Here is a 16,034-nt window from a genome sequence, read left to right as displayed (position 1 = left end):
CTTGGGCAAATGCTCATGAACGGCCACTTCATGAGATCCAGAGTGCTGTGGATCAGCGCGGCAGCCCTCGCGTCGATCGGTGCAATCGCGGCCCTGGCGCTGATGTGGCGTCCGGCAATCGCGCCGGTCGAGCGTCCGCAAACCTTCGACTCCGCCCAACTGCAACGCGGCGCGCGCGTCGTCGAGGCGGGCGATTGTGCGGTGTGTCATACGCGGCCCGGCGGCCAATACCTGGCCGGCGGACTGCCGCTGGTGACACCGTTCGGTACCCTCTACAGCACCAACATCACCCCGGATCCACAGACCGGCATCGGCCAGTGGTCGTTGCCGGCCTTTGAGCGGGCGATGCGTGAAGGCATCTCGCGCGACGGCCACTTCCTGTACCCGGCCTTCCCTTACGTTCATTACCGGCGCATGAGCCAGGACGACATCGCCGACGCCTATGCGTACCTGATGAGCGGCCCCGCCGTGGACTCGCCGCCACAACAGAACCGCATGAACTTCCCGATGAACATCCGGCCATTGGTGTCGTTCTGGAACCTGCTGTTCCTGCACGCGAAGCCATTGACGCCGGTAGCGCAGCAATCGCAGGCGTGGAATCGCGGGCGTTACCTGGTCGAAGGTCCGGGTCACTGCGCGGGCTGTCATTCGCCGTTGAATATGATCGGTGCCGAGAAGTCCGGCGAAAGCCTGGCGGGCGGCAGCGTGGATGGCTGGGACGCGCCGTCACTGCTGGGCATGGCGCACCGGGCAAACCCGTGGAGCCGCGAACAACTGGTGAGTTACCTGCGGGGCGACGTGGTCGACGGACACGGCACGGCGGCGGGCCCGATGCGCCCGGTCAGCCTCGGTCTGGCGCGCCTGCCGGCGGAAGATGCCCAGGCGATTGCCGAATACTTGCTGAGTCTGCCGGCGAAAACTGCAATCAACGAGATTCCGAACGTCAGCGCCAGCACGGAACCTGCGGATCGCTCCTCTGGCGCGCTGCTGTTCGCCAGCGCCTGCGCCGGCTGCCATGCCCAAGGCGCGCCGATGCGTGAAATCGACGGTCGTCCGGCACTGGATCGAACCTCGGCGTTGCAAGCCGCCAGCCCGCGCAACTTTTTGAAAACCGTACTCGAAGGCATCCCGGCAGAACCCGGCCATCCGGGCCCGGTGATGCCCTCGTTCGCCGCCAGTCTCGACAACGCTCAACTCACTGTTCTGGCGACCTGGCTGCGCCATCAAGCCAACGCCGAGCAACCCTGGACCGACCTTCCTGCCACCCTCCAAGCACTACGTCAGGAGACGAAATGACTCAGATCACCCTCAACGTCAACGGATCCTCCCAGGCTCTTGAGCTGGAACCCGACATGCCGCTGCTCTATGCGTTGCGCAATCACCTGGGCCTGAACGGCGCCAAGTATGGGTGTGGCCTGGGCCAATGCGGCGCCTGCACCGTCATCGTCGATGACAAACCGGTGTTTTCCTGCCTGACACCCTGCGCCGGTCTCGAGGGCAAAAAGGTTCGGACGGTCGAAAGCCTGGGAACCGCCGAACGCCCCGGTTCTCTGCAACAAGCGTTCATCGATAAACAGGCCGCTCAATGCGGTTACTGCATCGCCGGCATGTTGATGCGTGCGCAGTCACTGCTCGAAAGCAATCCGCATCCCGACGAGCAGACCATTCGCGAATACATGGCAGGCAACTTGTGCCGCTGCGGCACACACTTGCGCATCATCGAGGCGATCAGCCTTGTCGCCCGGCAGAACGGGAGCGCGCTATGACGACAATCAACGAGGTCGATCACAGTCGCCGTGCGTTCCTGCGCGGGGGCGCCCTGCTGGTGGCGTTTGCTCTGGTGCCGGTCGCGCGCCGCGCCCTGGCCGACACCGAAGTCGATACCCTGGGCACAGTCGTGCTGGCGCCGGACCTGCCCGGCAGCCTGCGCACCAACCCCTGGCTCGATGCCTGGATTCGCGTCGGCGCTGACGGCATCACCGTCTACACCGGCAAGGTCGAACTGGGCACCGGAGTCAAAACCGCGTTGCTGCAAATTGCCGCTGAACGCCTGGAGGTCTCGCCGACAGCAATCAACCTGCTCACCGCCGACACCGCACTGACACCGAACGAAGGCTACACCGCCGGCAGCCACACGATTTTCGACAGTGGCACCGCGTTGTTCAACGCGGCGGCACAGGTGCGCGAGATGCTGCTGGAATCGGCCGGGCGCAGCTGGAACGTTGCGCCGGCACTGCTGACGACTCGGGACGGTTTCATTCTCGGTCCGACCGGGCAGCGCATGTCCTACGCCGATGCGGTCCAGCATGTCGATCTGCACCGCTATGCAAAATCCGAATCGCCCTCGATGCCGCCGAGCTCATTCAAGCTCATCGGCCATTCGCTGCCCCGCCTGGATATTCCGGGTAAAGTCAGCGGCGGCGCCGCCTTCGTGCAGGACATTCGCCTGCCGGGCATGCTCCACGCCCGGGTCATCCGCCCGCCGCGTCCCGGCAGCACGCTGGAAACCATCGATATTGAATCGATCCAGGCGCTGTCCGGCGTGGTGCAGGTGATTCGCGACGGCAATTACCTGGCCGTGGTGGCGCGGGACGAATGGCAAGCGATCAAAGCCATGCGCCACGGATACGCTTCAGCGCGCTGGAGCGGCGGACAGGCGATCCCCGAATCGCGGGACATCCACACCTTGCTCAAACGCCTGCCATCACGGCGTTATCCGATCAGCCATGAAGGTACGTCCCTGGGCGCGACCGACATCGAATATCGCGCCCGCGTGACCAAGCAATATCTGATGCATGGCTCCATCGGACCGTCCTGCGCCGTGGCCTGGTTCAAGGACGGTGCCCTCACCGTCTGGACACACACCCAGGGCGTGTATCCGCTGCGTGCCGGGATCGCCGAAATGCTGCGGCTGCCACCCGAGCGCGTGCGCTGCATCCACACCGAAGGTTCCGGCTGTTACGGCCACAACGGCGCAGACGATGCAGCGGCTGACGCCGCGTTGATTGCCATGCGCGTGCCGGGCACGCCGGTGCGGGTGCAATGGATGCGCGAGCAGGAAAACCTCTGGGAGCCCTACAGCTCGGCGATGGTCACCGAAGTGCAAGCCAGCCTCGACGCCCAGGGACGTCTGCAAGACTGGAACTATGAGCTGTGGACCACGCCGCACAACGAACGCATCGTCAACGCCGGGCGCTTGCTGCCCGCACGCCTGCTGGCCCGGCCGTTCACCTCCGCACCCTCGGTGCCGATCGCTCAGCCCGAAGGCGATGGCGATCGCAACGCCGTGCCGCTGTACACCGTGGCCTCTTCGCGGATCGACATGAACTTCGTTACCGAGATGCCGTTCCGCACTTCTGCCATGCGCTCGCTGGGGGCGCACATCAACGTCTTCGCCATCGAAGCCTGTATCGACGAGATGGCCGCCAAGGCAGGAATTGATCCGGTTGCCCTGCGTCTGGCGCACCTGACCGATCCCCGGGCAAGGGCCGTTGTCGAGCAAGTTCGCGATGCCGTCGGCTGGCCACAAAAAAGCAGCGAACCCGGCGCGGGCATTGGCTTTGCGTTCGCGCGCTACAAAAACATCATGGGCTACTGCGCCATCGCCGTGCGCCTGCAAGTGCATCCGCAGACCGGCGAAGTGCAGATCGATCACGTCGTCACAGCGGTGGACGTGGGGCAGATCGTCAGTCCCGATGGCCTGCGCAACCAGGTCGAGGGCGGGATCGTTCAGTCCACCAGTTGGACGCTGTATGAAAAGGTCGCCTATGACGCCGGCGGCATCCGCAGCTACGACTGGAGCGGCTACCCGATCCTGCGCTTCTCGCAAGTCCCCAGGAAGGTCGACGTTCACCTGCTCGACCAGCCGGGACAACCGTTTCTGGGGGCCGCCGAAATCGTTCAGGGCCCCATGGCGGCAGCCATCGGCAACGCCGTGGCGAACGCCACCGGACGACGCTGGTTGAACCTCCCTCTGACCCGCTCGCAACAGCCTTCCTGAGTCGCGCCCTGTTGCATTTCACGCAATGCAGCGTGGCGTCGCGGGTGGATTATCAAGCGCCGGACAGCCGCTTAACGTAGGGCCATCCGGTGCCGGAGCCAATGTCCGACACCGCCCTGCCGACCCATTTCGAAGACTGGAGAACACCCATGACGCAGCATCTGTTCCGCTCCATCGCCCTCGGCCCCTACACACTTCCCCACCGGGTGGCGATGGCGCCGTTGACGCGCTCCCGTGCCGGGCAGCCGGGCGATATCCCGACAGCCATGAACGCCGAGTACTACCGCCAGCGAGCAAGTGCCGCGCTGATCATTACCGAGGCGACGCAGATTTCCCGTCAGGGTCAGGGTTATGCGTGGACGCCTGGCATCTACAGCAATGAACAGGTGCAAGCCTGGCGTGAAGTCAGCCGTCAGGTACACGAGGCCGGCGGGTTGATCTTCATGCAACTGTGGCATGTGGGCCGGGTATCGCACCCAAGCTTTCAACCGGACAATGCACTGCCGGTGGCCCCCAGCGCATTGCCCGTACCGGGCAAGACTTTCATCGTCGATGCCGACGGCAATGGTGTCTGGGGCGACGTGCCAGTGCCGCGCGCACTGCAGGTTTCGGAAATCGCCGACATCATCAACGACTACCGCCGCGCCGCACGCAATGCGCTGAACGCCGGGATGGATGGCGTGGAAATTCACGCCGGCAACGGCTATCTGCTGGACCAGTTCATCAACAGCAACAGCAACCAGCGCACTGACGGTTATGGCGGCACCCTGGAAAACCGCGCGCGTCTGTTGCTGGAAGTCGTGGCGGCGGTGGTCGACGAAGTCGGCGCTGACCGTGTCGGCGTGCGCCTGACGCCCATGGGCCGTTTCATGGGCATGGGCGATGAATCGCCGCAAGCCACATTCGGCTACATCGTGCGCTCGTTGAACCGCTGGAAACTGGCCTATCTGCATCTGGTCGAGCCGGCCGTGGTCGGCACCGTCAAAGACGAGAATTTCGACCCGCGCTGGGACGCGATCATCGCTCAGTTGCGTGATGCGTGGGGTGGCGTGTTGATGATCGCCGGCGGCTACGACCCCGAGTCGGCGGAACAGGCCCTGGCCGACGGTCGCGCCGACATCATCGCGTTCGGCCGACCGTTCCTGGCCAACCCCGATCTGCCTCGGCGAATCCGCGAAGGCCTGGCGCTCAACACACCGGACCCGAGCACGTTCTTTGGCGGCGATCAGCGTGGCTATACCGACTACCCGGTGCACGCCCACTGATACGCTGAACGGCGGACGCAAAAAGGCCTGCCAGATCGGCAGGCCTTTTCGTTTCGGCGACCGTTACTGCTTGAGAATCAACAAGGGCTCGCCCTTCTTGACGATATACGTTGCCAGCTCCGACCCCTTCTCGTTGCCGACATTCCTGGCGATATGCGCCACACCCGCCGGGATGAACAGCGAATCCCCCGCCTTGAGCGTCACCGGCGCCTGCCCTTCGAGCCGGTACTCGAACGTGCCGCTGATCACGTAAGCCACTTCCACACCCGGATGCGCATGGTTGGGCGACGTGACGCCCGGTTCGAAATCAACGCGAGCCTGGATGACTTCGCGATTCGCAGCGCCCAGGTCCTGATGCACCAGATCGGTACGGCTCAGGCCCTGCTGCCAGCTTTTCGCCGGGGCGGCGGATGGGGTGTCAGCCGCGTGGACAAGGCCGGTCATCGAAACAAGTACGGCGGCAGCGGTCATCAGAAGTGTACGGCGCATGGTGTTGCCCTCTTGGAAGTAGTGATGTGTTGGCACCTACTTTGGGCGAGGCATGTACGCGGGATGTGTCCTGAGGACGGGGTTTGTTACCCGATTGTGTATGGCGGCGAGATGGATACACGGTCATACAAAGGGTTGGGCCAGCACCTGTGAAAGCCAGCTTCTGAACGCCACGATCTTCGCCAGGTCAATCCGAAGGGCTATCTGGCCGCGCTGATGCTGGACAACGGTGAGGTGCTGACCGTAGGCCCGGAGATTCTGCAATACCTTGCCGACCTCCGTCGCGCAGTCAGGCGCCCGACTCCGGGTCGCTCGCCGGCAGGCCACGCGCTTCTCTGTCTTCATCATCCTTGGCGGGGCTCTGCGGGTCGGCGTTGGCGCTTGCTGAGCGGTTGCCGTCGTGTGGATGTTCAACCGCCACTGAATCGGTGGCGGCCACATCGCTCATGTCTTCCTCCAATGGCGCTTCATCGTCCGGCGGCAATGGGACTGGCGATTCATCCTTGCGGGGATCATGGCCGGTTTCATTGTCGGTGGTGCGGGTCACGGCCTGTTGCGAGCGGTTGCCGGGTGCATCTTCATCGATTTCCATGGGGCTCTCCTTTCTGCTACGGGATATGCGTACCTGAACGTGTGAAACAAGCGCGTGATGGTTAGTGCCCCGTTTTGGACGAATGGCGCCCCGGTTGCCGAATGCCCCGGCGCTTCTATAGTGAAAAGGTTCATGCCCTCCTCCATCGAGCGCCCCATGGCCAGCACCGATCTACCGATCATCTGTGAGCATTGCGACTGCGTGTACGAAAAAGTCACGTTGGCCAAGCACCAGAAGACTCTCTGCGTGCGCTGCGGCGGCGTGCTCCAGCGCTACAACGGCCTGAGCGTGGAGCAACGCCTGGCCCTGAGTTTCACGGCGGCGATGCTGTGGCTGTTCGCCAATTTCTACCCGGTAATGAGCATCAGCATGAAGGGCCTGAAAAACAGCGCGACTCTGTGGGATTCAGTGTTGGCCCTGAGTCAGGGGCCGATCACCTTCATGGCGATGGTTGCGGCGATCTCGATCATCATCGCCCCGGCCTTTCAGCTGGTTCTGTTGATTTGGGTCTTGAGCTTCGCCCTCGCCTCGCGCCGTTCGCCGGGGTTCAAGCTGTGCATGCGCTGGCTGGAAACGCTGCGGCCGTGGAGCATGCTCGAAGTGTGCCTGCTCGGCGCGATGGTGGCGGTGTTCAAACTGGCGGGGATGCTCGACGTGATTCCCGGCATCGGCCTGTTTGCGCTGGCCGTGCTCAGCCTGTTGCTGATCCGCATCGCCGGGCGCGACGTACGTGAACTGTGGGACATCCTGTGAAACGACCACCGACGGCAACCGAACTCAACCTGTGCCTGTGCCACAGCTGCGGGCTGGCCTGCGACATGACCGGCGAACCGCACCAATGCCCGCGTTGCGACGCACCGCTGCATCGGCGCAAGACCAATTCGCTGGCGCGCACCTGGGCCTACATGTTCGCCGCGCTGGCGTTCTACGTGCCGGCCAATCTGCTGCCGGTGATGAACACCACCCTGCTCGGCAACGGCGCCGACAGCACCATCATGAGCGGCGTGCTGGAGTTCTGGGATCACGGCGCGTGGGACATCGCCCTGATTATCTTCATCGCCAGCATCGCGGTGCCGGGAGTGAAATTCGTCGCGCTCACTTTGCTGCTGGTGACCGTGCAACGGGACAGCCATTGGGCGCGCAAGGAGCGTTCGAAGCTGTACCGCTTCGTCGAGCTGATCGGCTATTGGTCGATGCTCGATGTGCTGGTGGTTGCGCTGGTGGCGGCGCTGGTGAAATTCCAGGCACTGGGGGATATCGAGCCGCGCGTAGGGATTCTGTTCTTCGGCCTGGTGGTGGTGTTCACCATGCTCTCGGCGATGAGCTTCGATCCGCGCCTGATCTGGGACAACGCGCCGGACGAAGAAACGGAAGAACCCCGGCACTCGACTGAACAAGTGCCGGGGCATCAAGCGACTTGACTCAGATCTGATCAGATCTGCGCGGTGCCGCCGTCGACGAACAACTCGATGCCATTGACGAAGCTGCTGTCATCCGAGGCCAGGAACAACGCAGCCTTGGCAATCTCGCTCGGCTCGCCCAGACGCCCGATCGGCACGATCGACGCCAGTTGATCAAACAACCCTTGCGTGTGTTCCGCCGGCACCAGCCCTGCCAGACCAGGGGTGCGCACCGGGCCAGGGCTGATGGCGTTGACGCGGATGCGCCGTGGTTTCAGGTCCAGCAGCCACGACCGGGCGAAATTGCGCACCGCCGCTTTGCTCGCGCTGTAGACGCTGAAATTTTCCGTGCCCTGCACCGAAGTGGTCGATGAGGTCAGCAGAATCGAAGCGCCATCGCGCAGCAGCGGCAGTGCTTTCTGCACAGTAAACAGCGTGCCCTTCACATTGGCGCCGAAAATCCGGTCGAAGTGCTCTTCAGTGATCGAGCCCAGCGGCAGCATGTCTCCGCCGCCGGCGTTGGCGAACAGGATGTCGAGGTGTCCGGCCTTCGCGGCGATCTCGCTGTAGATGCGGTCCAGATCCTCCAGTTTTGCCACATCGCCCTGAATGCCGATGGCCCGTGGGCCGATGGCGGCGACCGCTTTGTCCAGCTCGGCCTGACGACGGCCGGTGATGAATACCGTGGCGCCCTGGGCGACGAATTCCTGCGCCGACGCCAGGCCGATGCCGGTGGTGCCGCCAGTGATCAGTGCGATTTTGCCTTCAAGTCTGTTGCTCATGATGAATCTCCAGTAACCGTTTCGAGGTAGGTGACGGGTCTTAGGTGAGCCGTTGAAAGCGACTTTAGGCTGATCGATTGAATTGAAAAATCCGCCAAATCAGTTTTGTTTGTACACAGACATGCACAATACTCAGCGCATCTACACCACTGAGCCCGAACCGATGAATCAGTTAATGGCGATCCGCACCTTCGCCCGCGTCGTGGAAAGCGGTTCGTTCACCAAAGCCGCCGACTCGCTGAACCTGCCGAAAACCACGGTCAGCAAACTGATCGGCCAACTGGAAAACCACCTCGGCGTGCGCCTGCTGCAACGCACCACCCGCCGCCTCACCGTCACGGCCGACGGCGCTTCCTATTACCAACTGACCCAACAACTGCTGCATCAACTGGACGACATCGATCAGGGTTTCAGCCAGGCGCAAGGCCTGCCGCGCGGCAAGATTCGCGTGGACATCGGTGGCTCGACCGCGACGATGCTGGTGATCCCCGAACTGCCGAAATTCTTCGAACGCTATCCGGACATCCAGATTGATCTGGGTGTCAGCGATCGCCCGGTGGACCTGATCAGCGAACGCGTCGACTGCGTGATTCGCGGCGGCCCTCTGACCGAACAAACCCTGGCCGTGCGCCGCCTCGGCGAAGTGTCCTGGACCACCTGCGCCACGCCCGATTATTTGCAACGCCACGGCACCCCGAGTCACCCGCTCGAACTGGCCAGCCATCAATTGATCGCCTACCGCTCGGCCTCCACCGGGCGCATCCTGCCGTCGAACTTCCAGCGCAACGGCGAACGCCATCAAATCGAAGGCAAAGGCCTGATCAGCGTCAACGAGAGCAACGCGCACCTGGCGGCCGGCCTCGCCGGACTTGGGATCATCCACACCTTCAGCTACACGGTGAGGACGGCGATCGAGCGTGGCGAACTGGTGCCGATCCTTGAGGATTGGCGGCCGTCGGCGTATCCGTTTCATGTGCTCTACCCGCCGAACCGGCATTTGAGCAATCGGGTGCGGGTGTTTATCGATTGGCTGGTGGAGCGATTTGCGCAGGTTGATTAAGGCGTTGCGGGGCATTGCTGATTTTTACGCAAAACACCTTTGACCCAGGGCCGGTTCTTCTCATGTCCGCAGACCGGGATACTGACGGCCATCGAAATCATGGGAACCGCACAATGCAAACCGATTACGCAGCCTGGGCCTGGACGTCCGGCCAAGGGCTGGATGGCCTGACACTGACCCGCAAACCCCTCGTGCAACCCGGCCCCGGCCAAGTGCTGGTGGCCAATCGCGCCATCGCCCTGAACCCGGTGGACTGGAAAATCATCGAGTGGGGCCATCCCGCATGGAGCACCGGGCGTGTGCCGGGTGTCGACGGCATGGGCGTGGTGGTCGCGGCCGGCGCCGGCGTGACGCTGCAACCCGGCAGTCGCGTGGCGTATCACCAATCATTGGCGAGCGATGGCAGCTTCGCCGAGTACTGCCTGCTGGACGCCGCCACCGTACTGTCGGTGCCCGCCGCGCTTGATGATGCAACTGCCGCATCGCTGCCCTGCCCCGGTTTGACCGCATGGCAAGCCGTGGAGAAAGTCCCTGCCGGCGAGGCCGCTGATGTGCTGGTGATCGGCGCCGGCGGTGCGGTTGGTCTGCTGCTGGTGCAGCTGGCGGTGCAACGCGGCTGGCGGGTCTGGGCGACCGCGTCCGGCGCGCATCATGCAAAGCTCAAATCCTTGGGGGCGGTGAGCGTATTCGATTACCGCGAACCGGACTGGAAAACCACACTCACCGCCAGCCTCGGCGAACGCCGTTTGCACGCCGTGTTCGACACGGTCAGCGGCGCTCACGCAGCAGAAATGGCCAGCATGCTGGGCTACAACGGTCATCTGGTGTGCATTCAGGATCGCCAGGAAACCGCGCCGGTTCCGGCGTTCAGCTCTGCGATTTCGCTGCACGAAGTGGCGTTGAACAGCTACCACACCCACGCCAGCCTGCAGGATCGCCAGACGCTGCGCCGCAACGGCGAACAGCTGCTGCAAGCCCTGCTCGACGGCAGCCTGATCGGCCCGGCGCTGCAAACGTTCGACTTCCGCGAACTGCCCCAGGCCCTGCGCGCCTTGAAGGACGGCGCCGGCGGCGGGAAATGGGTGGCGCGCCTGCCCGCCGTTTGAAGCGCGTCAGTCGAGGCCTTCCCTTGCGCCTTGACTGACCTCCCGGGTCAGACAATCAATCAGCGCCCGCGCCGATGCCGACAGCTGCCGATGTGGCGGGTAGATCACCGAGAACGGTCGGGAGCGCCCGCCCGACTGTTCAAGCAATCGCACCAGCCGCCCGCTTTCGATCCGCTCGCGAACGATGAAGTCGTAGGTCTGGCAGATGCCCAGCCCCTGTTCCGCCAGCGACACGATCCCCAATACATCGTCGGACACCTGGATATTGGCGCTGGGCAGCCATTCGCGATCTTCGTCCTGTTCACGAAACAGCCACGGCCCGACGCGGCCGGTGCTGGGCATCACGAACGGCAGGCACGCATGCCGCTGCAGATCGTCGACACTTTGCGGCGTCCCGGCCCGTTGCAGATAATCCGGCGCGGCAACCACACACAAACGCGCATCTTCCAGCTTGCGCCCGATCAATCCGCTGTCCGGCAGCGCGCCCAACCGAATAGCCAGGTCGTACCCTTCGGCCACCAGATCGACGTTGCGATTGCTGATACTCAACTCAACACGCACTTGCGGATATTGCCGGGTGAATCGGGCAAGCATGGCCGGCAACCGATAGTGTCCGTAAGTGGTCGGCACGCTCAGGCGCACACGGCCACTGAGTTCACCGTCCTGCCCCTGGATCGTGCGCTCCGCATCATCGATCAGGCCGAATGCGGCTCGCGATTGTTCCAGATACAACACACCGGCATCGGTCAGGCTCAAGCGCCGCGTAGTGCGCCGCAGCAACTGCACGCCCAGACGCGCTTCAAGTCGCGAAATCGCCCGGCTGACCACCGACGGCGTGGTTGCGAGAAACACCGCACCGGCGCTAAGCGAACCCTTTTCCACCACCGTAACGAACACTTCGACGTCAGCCAGATAATCGAATCGGCGGCTCATCTTGATCCCCAGAGAACAAATGCTTTGCTGTGGCGAGAGTTTATCGCCGCCATGAGCATCAATACAGTGAGCCGCACTTTCCTTCACGTTCTGGAATCGCCATGCGCTCATTCACTCGTCTTGCTTTCGCCTTGTCTCTCTCCGTTGCCGCGTTGAACGCCCAAGCCGCCAATGTGCTGGTGGTGCTGTCGGATTCCGACCATCTCGATCTGAAAGACGGCAAGGTATTCAGCACCGGTTTCTACCTCAACGAACTGATGCAACCGGTCAAGCTGCTGCTCGATGCGGGCCACACCGTGACCTTCGCCACCCCGACCGGCAAGGCGCCGACGCTGGACCGGTCCTCCGACGACAAGATGTATTTCAACAATGACGTCGCGGCCCTGCAGACCCACAAAACGCTGCTGGATCAACTGAAGATCACCTCGCCCGGCGAGTCGCCGGTCATCAGCCTCTCGCGGGTCGAGCAAGTCGGCTACGACCATTTCGATGCCGTCTACATTCCGGGTGGCCACGCACCGATGCAGGATCTGTTGCACAGCCAGGCGCTGGGCAAACTGCTGAACGACTTCCATCAAAAAGGCAAAACCACAGCGCTGGTTTGCCACGGCCCGATTGCGCTGCTGTCGACCCTGACGGATCCGACCGCATTCACCCGGCAACTGGAAACCGGCAAAGCCAAAACGGCGAACGACTGGACGTATGCCGGCTATAAGTTCACGGTCATCAGCAATCAGGAAGAAGAGATCGCCAAAGGACTGCTGAACGGCGGCACGATGAAGTTCTACCCGCAGACCGCGCTGGAAAAAGCCGGCGGTGTATTCAGCAGCAACACTTCGGCGTGGGCCAGTCATGTGGTGGTTGATCGTGAACTGATAACCGGGCAAAACCCGGCGTCTGCACTGGGTGTCGGCAAGACGCTTGTTGAACGGTTGAAGTGATTGCCGGTTCCGGGCCCGACACTGGTCGGGGTTTGCCCGGGCTGACGTCATCGTGAGCAGGCTCGGTCCTACACTTAAACGCGTACTCCTGTGGGACCGAGCCTGCTCGCGAAGGCGATGGTTCAAACACTGCACACTCATGGACATCCCCAACAAGTCCCCCGTTTCGGCTAACCTGACGGTGCACACGATGACCTTTGCCCCAGTCGGCGCATCGTTCCTGAAGCCCACGAAACGGAGAATTCCATGCTCAAGCGAACCCTGGCACTGACCGCAGGTCTGGCCCTGTCCTTTACCGCCGTGCTGGCGCAAGCCGCCGACGTGTTGAAGGTCAGCGCAATCCCCGATGAAGCCCCGACCGAACTGCTGCGCAAGTTCGAACCGCTGGGTGCTTATCTCAAGCAGAAACTGGGGATGGACGTCGAGTTTGTGCCGGTGGCCGACTACCCGGCAGTGGTCGAAGCCCTGGCCACCAACCGCCTCGACATGGCGTGGCTCGGCGGTTTCACCTTCGTCCAGGCGCAACTGAAAAGTGATCCTAAAGTGATTCCGTTGGTGCAGCGCGAACAGGACGCGCAGTTCACCAGCAAATTCATCACCGCCGACCCGAACGTCAAAAGCCTCGCCGACCTCAAGGGCAAGACCTTCGCCTTCGGCTCCGTGTCGTCCACCTCCGGCAGCCTGATGCCGCGCTACTTCATGCTCAAGGACGGCATCAAACCGGAAAGCTATTTCAGCCGCGTCGGCTACTCCGGCGCCCACGACGCCACCGTCGCCTGGGTGCAGGCCGGCAAGGTCGACGCTGGTGTGCTGAACGCCAGCGTCTGGCAAAAACTGGTGGACGCCGGCAAGGTCGACACCAACAAGGTCAAGGTCTTCGCCACCACCCCGGCCTACTTCGATTACAACTGGACCGTGCGCGGCACCCTCGACCCGGCTTTGGCGGCGAAGATCAAAAAAGCCTTCCTCGACCTCGACCCGGCCAACCCCGAGCACAAGAAAATCCTCGACCTGCAAGCCGCCAGCCGTTTCATTGAAACCAGCCCGGACAACTACAAAGGCATCGAGGAAGCCGCCCGCGCCGCCGACTTGCTGAAATGACGCTGCGTCTCAAACAAGCTTTTTTGCACCACACCAATGGCGTCGCAGCGCTGCGCGGTGTGGATCTGCAAATTGATGCCGGCGAGCAGGTGGCGATCATCGGCCCGTCCGGCGCCGGCAAATCCAGCCTGCTGAATCTGCTGGCGACCGCCATTCGGCCCAGCAGCGGCGACATCGAAGTGCTGGGCGAACGCGCCTGGCATTTGTCCGCCCGTGGGCGGCAACGCCTGCGCGCCCGCATCGGCCTGGTGCATCAGGCGCCGCCCCTGCCGCCCCGGCAACGGGTGGTGACGGCGGTGCTGGCCGGCAAACTCGGCCAATGGAGCCTGGGCAAAAGCCTGATCAATCTGCTCCACCCGCTCGACGTGCCCGGTGCCCGCGCCGCACTGGCGCGGCTGGATCTGGCCGACAAACTCTTCAGCCAGTGCCAGCAACTGTCCGGCGGGCAATTGCAGCGGGTCGGCATTGCTCGCGTTTTGTATCAGGCGCCGGAGGTGTTGCTGGCCGACGAACCGGTCTCGGCGATGGACCCGGTGCTGGCCGGACACACGCTGTCGATTCTGTCGCGCCATGCCCAGGAACATAACGTGACGCTGGTGGCGAGCCTGCACGCAGTGGAGCTGGCGCTGTCGCACTTCCCGCGCGTCGTCGGTCTGCGCGAGGGGCAGATCCTGTTCGACTGCCCGTCCGCGCAGGTCAGCCGCGACATGCTCGACACCCTCTACGCCAATGAACAGTTGCAATCGCCGGCGCCTGCCGTCACCCCACTGATTGTGCAGATTCCGCGATGCTGAGCGCCGACACCCGCGACCCCGCCGCGCTGCCACGGGTGCTGCTGACCGTGCTGGCGATTGCCTTGCTGTGGCCCGGCATCCAGCTCAGCGAACTGGATCTGGGCGTGCTGTTTCATGCTGACAGCCAGAGTGAAATGGGCCGCTTCGTGTCGATGTTCTGGCCGCCGGCACACGACGAAGCGTTCCTGCAGATACTGCTCAAAGCCACCCTGCAAACCCTGGCCATCGCCACCGCCGGCATGGCCCTGGCTCTGTTGTTGGCAGTGCCGGCCAGCCTGCTCGCCAGCCGCGCTTTGTCGCTGACCGCCGCCTCCCGCAGCGGCCGCCCGAGCCTGTTGGGCCGCCTGCTGCGCTGGCCGGTGCGCGGGCTGCTGATCTTCCTGCGCAGCGTGCCGGAAATCGTCTGGGCGCTGCTGTTCGTGCGCGCCGTCGGCCTCGGCCCGGCGGCGGGCGTGCTGGCCATCGCCATCACCTACAGCGGCATGCTCGGCAAGGTCTACGCCGAAATCTACGAATCCGCCGACCAACGCCCGGCCCACGCCCTGCTCCAGGCCGGCAGCGGCCGCCTCGCCAGTTTCGCCTACGGCGTACTGCCCAACGTCGCGGCGGAACTGCTCTCCTACACCGTCTACCGCTGGGAATGCGCCATCCGCGCCTCGGTGGTCATGGGCTTCGTCGGCGCCGGCGGCCTCGGCCAACAGATCGACCTGTCGATCCGCATGTTCGCCGGCGGCGAAGTCGCCAGCATGCTCCTGACCTTCCTCCTGCTGGTGCTCGGCGCCGACCAACTCAGCCGCCTGCTGCGCTGGAGGCTGACATGAAACGCCTGATCAACACGGCGCTGATCCTCGCCATCGTCTCCGCCGTCATTGCCTCGTTCACCTACCTGGGCCTCGACCTCAAAGAACTCGGCAGCCCGACCGGCCTGAAACACATGGGCTCCTACATCGCCCGCTTCCTGAGCCCCGACCTCAGCCCCGGCTACCTGACTGCCATCTTGCGCGGGTCGATGGAAACCCTGGCCATGTCTGCGCTTGGCACCCTGCTCGCCGCCGTGCTGGGCCTGCTACTGGCGCTACCCGCCGCTGGCCGGTTTGGTTGGCCATTGCAAAGCGTCGCCCGCCTGCTGCTGAACGCACTGCGCGCGATTCCCGAACTGGTGTGGGCTGCGTTGATGGTGCTTGCGGCTGGGCTCGGGCCGAATGCCGGGACACTGGCCCTGGCCCTGCACACCACGGGCGTGCTGGGGCGGTTGTTTGCTGAAGCGCTGGAAAACACGCCACCGGAACCGGCGGATGCGATTCGGTTGCAAGGGGGGAATCCGGTGACGGCGTTCTGCTACGGCACGCTGCCGAACCTGGCGCCGCAGTTGCTGGCGTACTGTTTGTATCGGTGGGAGAACAACATCCGGATGGCCAGCGTGCTGGGGTTTGTCGGCGCTGGGGGGCTGGGGCAGATGTTGTATGTGAGCTTGAGTCTGTTTCAGGAAGCGCAGGCGGGGACGGTGATTTTGGCGATGTTGGTGCTTGTGTGGGGGGTGGATTGGTTGAGTGGTTGGGGGCGGGTGCGGG

The 16,034-nt window shown here is 63.5% G+C and carries 16 protein-coding genes and 2 pseudogenes; 14 read left to right on the top strand and 4 right to left on the bottom strand.

Annotated elements, in window-relative coordinates; all coding sequences use genetic code 11:
* Positions 1–30 precede the first annotated feature (30 nt).
* The 4 genes from CAF73_RS22430 (at position 31) to CAF73_RS22415 (ending at position 5,265) form a co-directional block, all read left to right on the top strand.
* Entirely contained in the window at positions 31–1,296 is a 1,266-nt protein-coding gene (locus tag CAF73_RS22430) for a cytochrome c (protein ID WP_085703863.1), read from the top strand.
* Entirely contained in the window at positions 1,293–1,766 is a 474-nt protein-coding gene (locus CAF73_RS22425) for a (2Fe-2S)-binding protein (RefSeq protein ID WP_085703862.1), read from the top strand. The genes CAF73_RS22430 and CAF73_RS22425 overlap by 4 nt, the downstream gene beginning before the upstream one ends.
* Positions 1,763–4,000, top strand: a complete 2,238-nt coding sequence (locus CAF73_RS22420; RefSeq protein WP_085703861.1) for a molybdopterin cofactor-binding domain-containing protein — start codon at positions 1,763–1,765, stop codon at positions 3,998–4,000. The genes CAF73_RS22425 and CAF73_RS22420 overlap by 4 nt, the downstream gene beginning before the upstream one ends.
* A 149-nt stretch (positions 4,001–4,149) precedes the next feature.
* Positions 4,150–5,265: an alkene reductase gene (locus tag CAF73_RS22415; protein WP_085703860.1), complete on the top strand. Its 1,116-nt coding sequence runs from the start codon at positions 4,150–4,152 to the stop codon at positions 5,263–5,265.
* 63 nt (positions 5,266–5,328) lie between these two features.
* Here CAF73_RS22415 and CAF73_RS22410 read toward each other — a convergent pair whose 3' ends face one another.
* Positions 5,329–5,754, bottom strand: coding sequence for a cupin domain-containing protein (locus CAF73_RS22410; protein ID WP_085703859.1), 426 nt, complete (start codon positions 5,752–5,754; stop codon positions 5,329–5,331).
* A 174-nt stretch (positions 5,755–5,928) separates the two neighbouring features.
* Between CAF73_RS22410 and CAF73_RS30825 the strand changes: the two are divergent.
* Positions 5,929–6,075, top strand: a pseudogene (locus CAF73_RS30825) (glutathione transferase GstA); the annotation flags it as partial.
* Positions 6,076–6,157: 82 nt separating this feature from the next.
* Here CAF73_RS30825 and CAF73_RS30820 read toward each other — a convergent pair.
* Positions 6,158–6,346 (bottom strand): annotated as a pseudogene (locus tag CAF73_RS30820) (hypothetical protein); the annotation flags it as partial.
* Positions 6,347–6,502: 156 nt separating this feature from the next.
* On the opposite strand from CAF73_RS30820, the gene CAF73_RS22400 reads away from it, so the two are divergent.
* The gene (locus CAF73_RS22400; RefSeq protein ID WP_085703858.1) at positions 6,503–7,099 is read left to right on the top strand and encodes a paraquat-inducible protein A; all 597 of its coding nucleotides are present in this window, start codon (positions 6,503–6,505) and stop codon (positions 7,097–7,099) included.
* The gene (locus CAF73_RS22395; RefSeq protein ID WP_085703857.1) at positions 7,096–7,767 is read left to right on the top strand and encodes a paraquat-inducible protein A; all 672 of its coding nucleotides are present in this window, start codon (positions 7,096–7,098) and stop codon (positions 7,765–7,767) included. Before CAF73_RS22400 ends, CAF73_RS22395 begins: the two co-directional genes overlap by 4 nt.
* A gap of 11 nt (positions 7,768–7,778) precedes the next feature.
* Here the strand turns inward: CAF73_RS22395 and CAF73_RS22390 are convergent, their stop codons facing one another.
* Complete coding sequence (locus CAF73_RS22390) at positions 7,779–8,528, bottom strand: SDR family NAD(P)-dependent oxidoreductase (RefSeq protein WP_085700797.1); 750 nt, start codon at positions 8,526–8,528, stop codon at positions 7,779–7,781.
* Between the two features lie 163 nt (positions 8,529–8,691).
* On the opposite strand from CAF73_RS22390, the gene CAF73_RS22385 reads away from it, so the two are divergent.
* Together CAF73_RS22385 and CAF73_RS22380 are read left to right on the top strand one after the other, a co-directional pair.
* Positions 8,692–9,588, top strand: a complete 897-nt coding sequence (locus tag CAF73_RS22385) for a LysR family transcriptional regulator (RefSeq protein WP_085700813.1) — start codon at positions 8,692–8,694, stop codon at positions 9,586–9,588.
* A 113-nt stretch (positions 9,589–9,701) separates the two neighbouring features.
* Complete coding sequence (locus CAF73_RS22380) at positions 9,702–10,694, top strand: zinc-binding dehydrogenase (RefSeq protein WP_085703856.1); 993 nt, start codon at positions 9,702–9,704, stop codon at positions 10,692–10,694.
* Between the two features lie 6 nt (positions 10,695–10,700).
* Here the strand turns inward: CAF73_RS22380 and CAF73_RS22375 are convergent, their stop codons facing one another.
* Positions 10,701–11,627 carry a LysR family transcriptional regulator gene (locus CAF73_RS22375; RefSeq protein WP_085703855.1) on the bottom strand — a complete coding sequence of 309 codons (927 nt, stop codon included), beginning with the start codon at positions 11,625–11,627 and terminating at the stop codon, positions 10,701–10,703.
* Positions 11,628–11,728: 101 nt separating this feature from the next.
* Between CAF73_RS22375 and CAF73_RS22370 the strand changes: the two genes are divergently transcribed.
* The 5 genes from CAF73_RS22370 to phnE form a co-directional block, all read left to right on the top strand.
* Positions 11,729–12,568: a type 1 glutamine amidotransferase domain-containing protein gene (locus CAF73_RS22370; protein ID WP_085703854.1), complete on the top strand. Its 840-nt coding sequence runs from the start codon at positions 11,729–11,731 to the stop codon at positions 12,566–12,568.
* Positions 12,569–12,814: 246 nt separating this feature from the next.
* On the top strand, positions 12,815–13,669 hold the full coding sequence (locus CAF73_RS22365) for a putative selenate ABC transporter substrate-binding protein (RefSeq protein WP_085703853.1): 855 nt from the start codon (positions 12,815–12,817) through the stop codon (positions 13,667–13,669).
* Positions 13,666–14,463, top strand: coding sequence for a phosphonate ABC transporter ATP-binding protein (locus tag CAF73_RS22360; protein WP_085703852.1), 798 nt, complete (start codon positions 13,666–13,668; stop codon positions 14,461–14,463). Before CAF73_RS22365 ends, CAF73_RS22360 begins: the two co-directional genes overlap by 4 nt.
* On the top strand, positions 14,457–15,284 hold the full coding sequence (locus CAF73_RS22355; RefSeq protein ID WP_085703851.1) for an ABC transporter permease: 828 nt from the start codon (positions 14,457–14,459) through the stop codon (positions 15,282–15,284). The genes CAF73_RS22360 and CAF73_RS22355 overlap by 7 nt, the downstream gene beginning before the upstream one ends.
* Positions 15,281–16,034: phosphonate ABC transporter, permease protein PhnE (gene phnE, locus CAF73_RS22350; protein WP_085703850.1), on the top strand; the 754-nt coding region annotated here is incomplete at its 3' end. The genes CAF73_RS22355 and phnE, both read left to right, overlap by 4 nt.

This window comes from Pseudomonas sp. B15(2017), assembly GCF_002113215.1.
Classification (GTDB): Bacteria; Pseudomonadota; Gammaproteobacteria; order Pseudomonadales; family Pseudomonadaceae; genus Aquipseudomonas.
The sequence above is the reverse complement of the archived record's forward strand: the minus strand, read 5'-3'. Positions and strand labels throughout refer to the sequence as shown.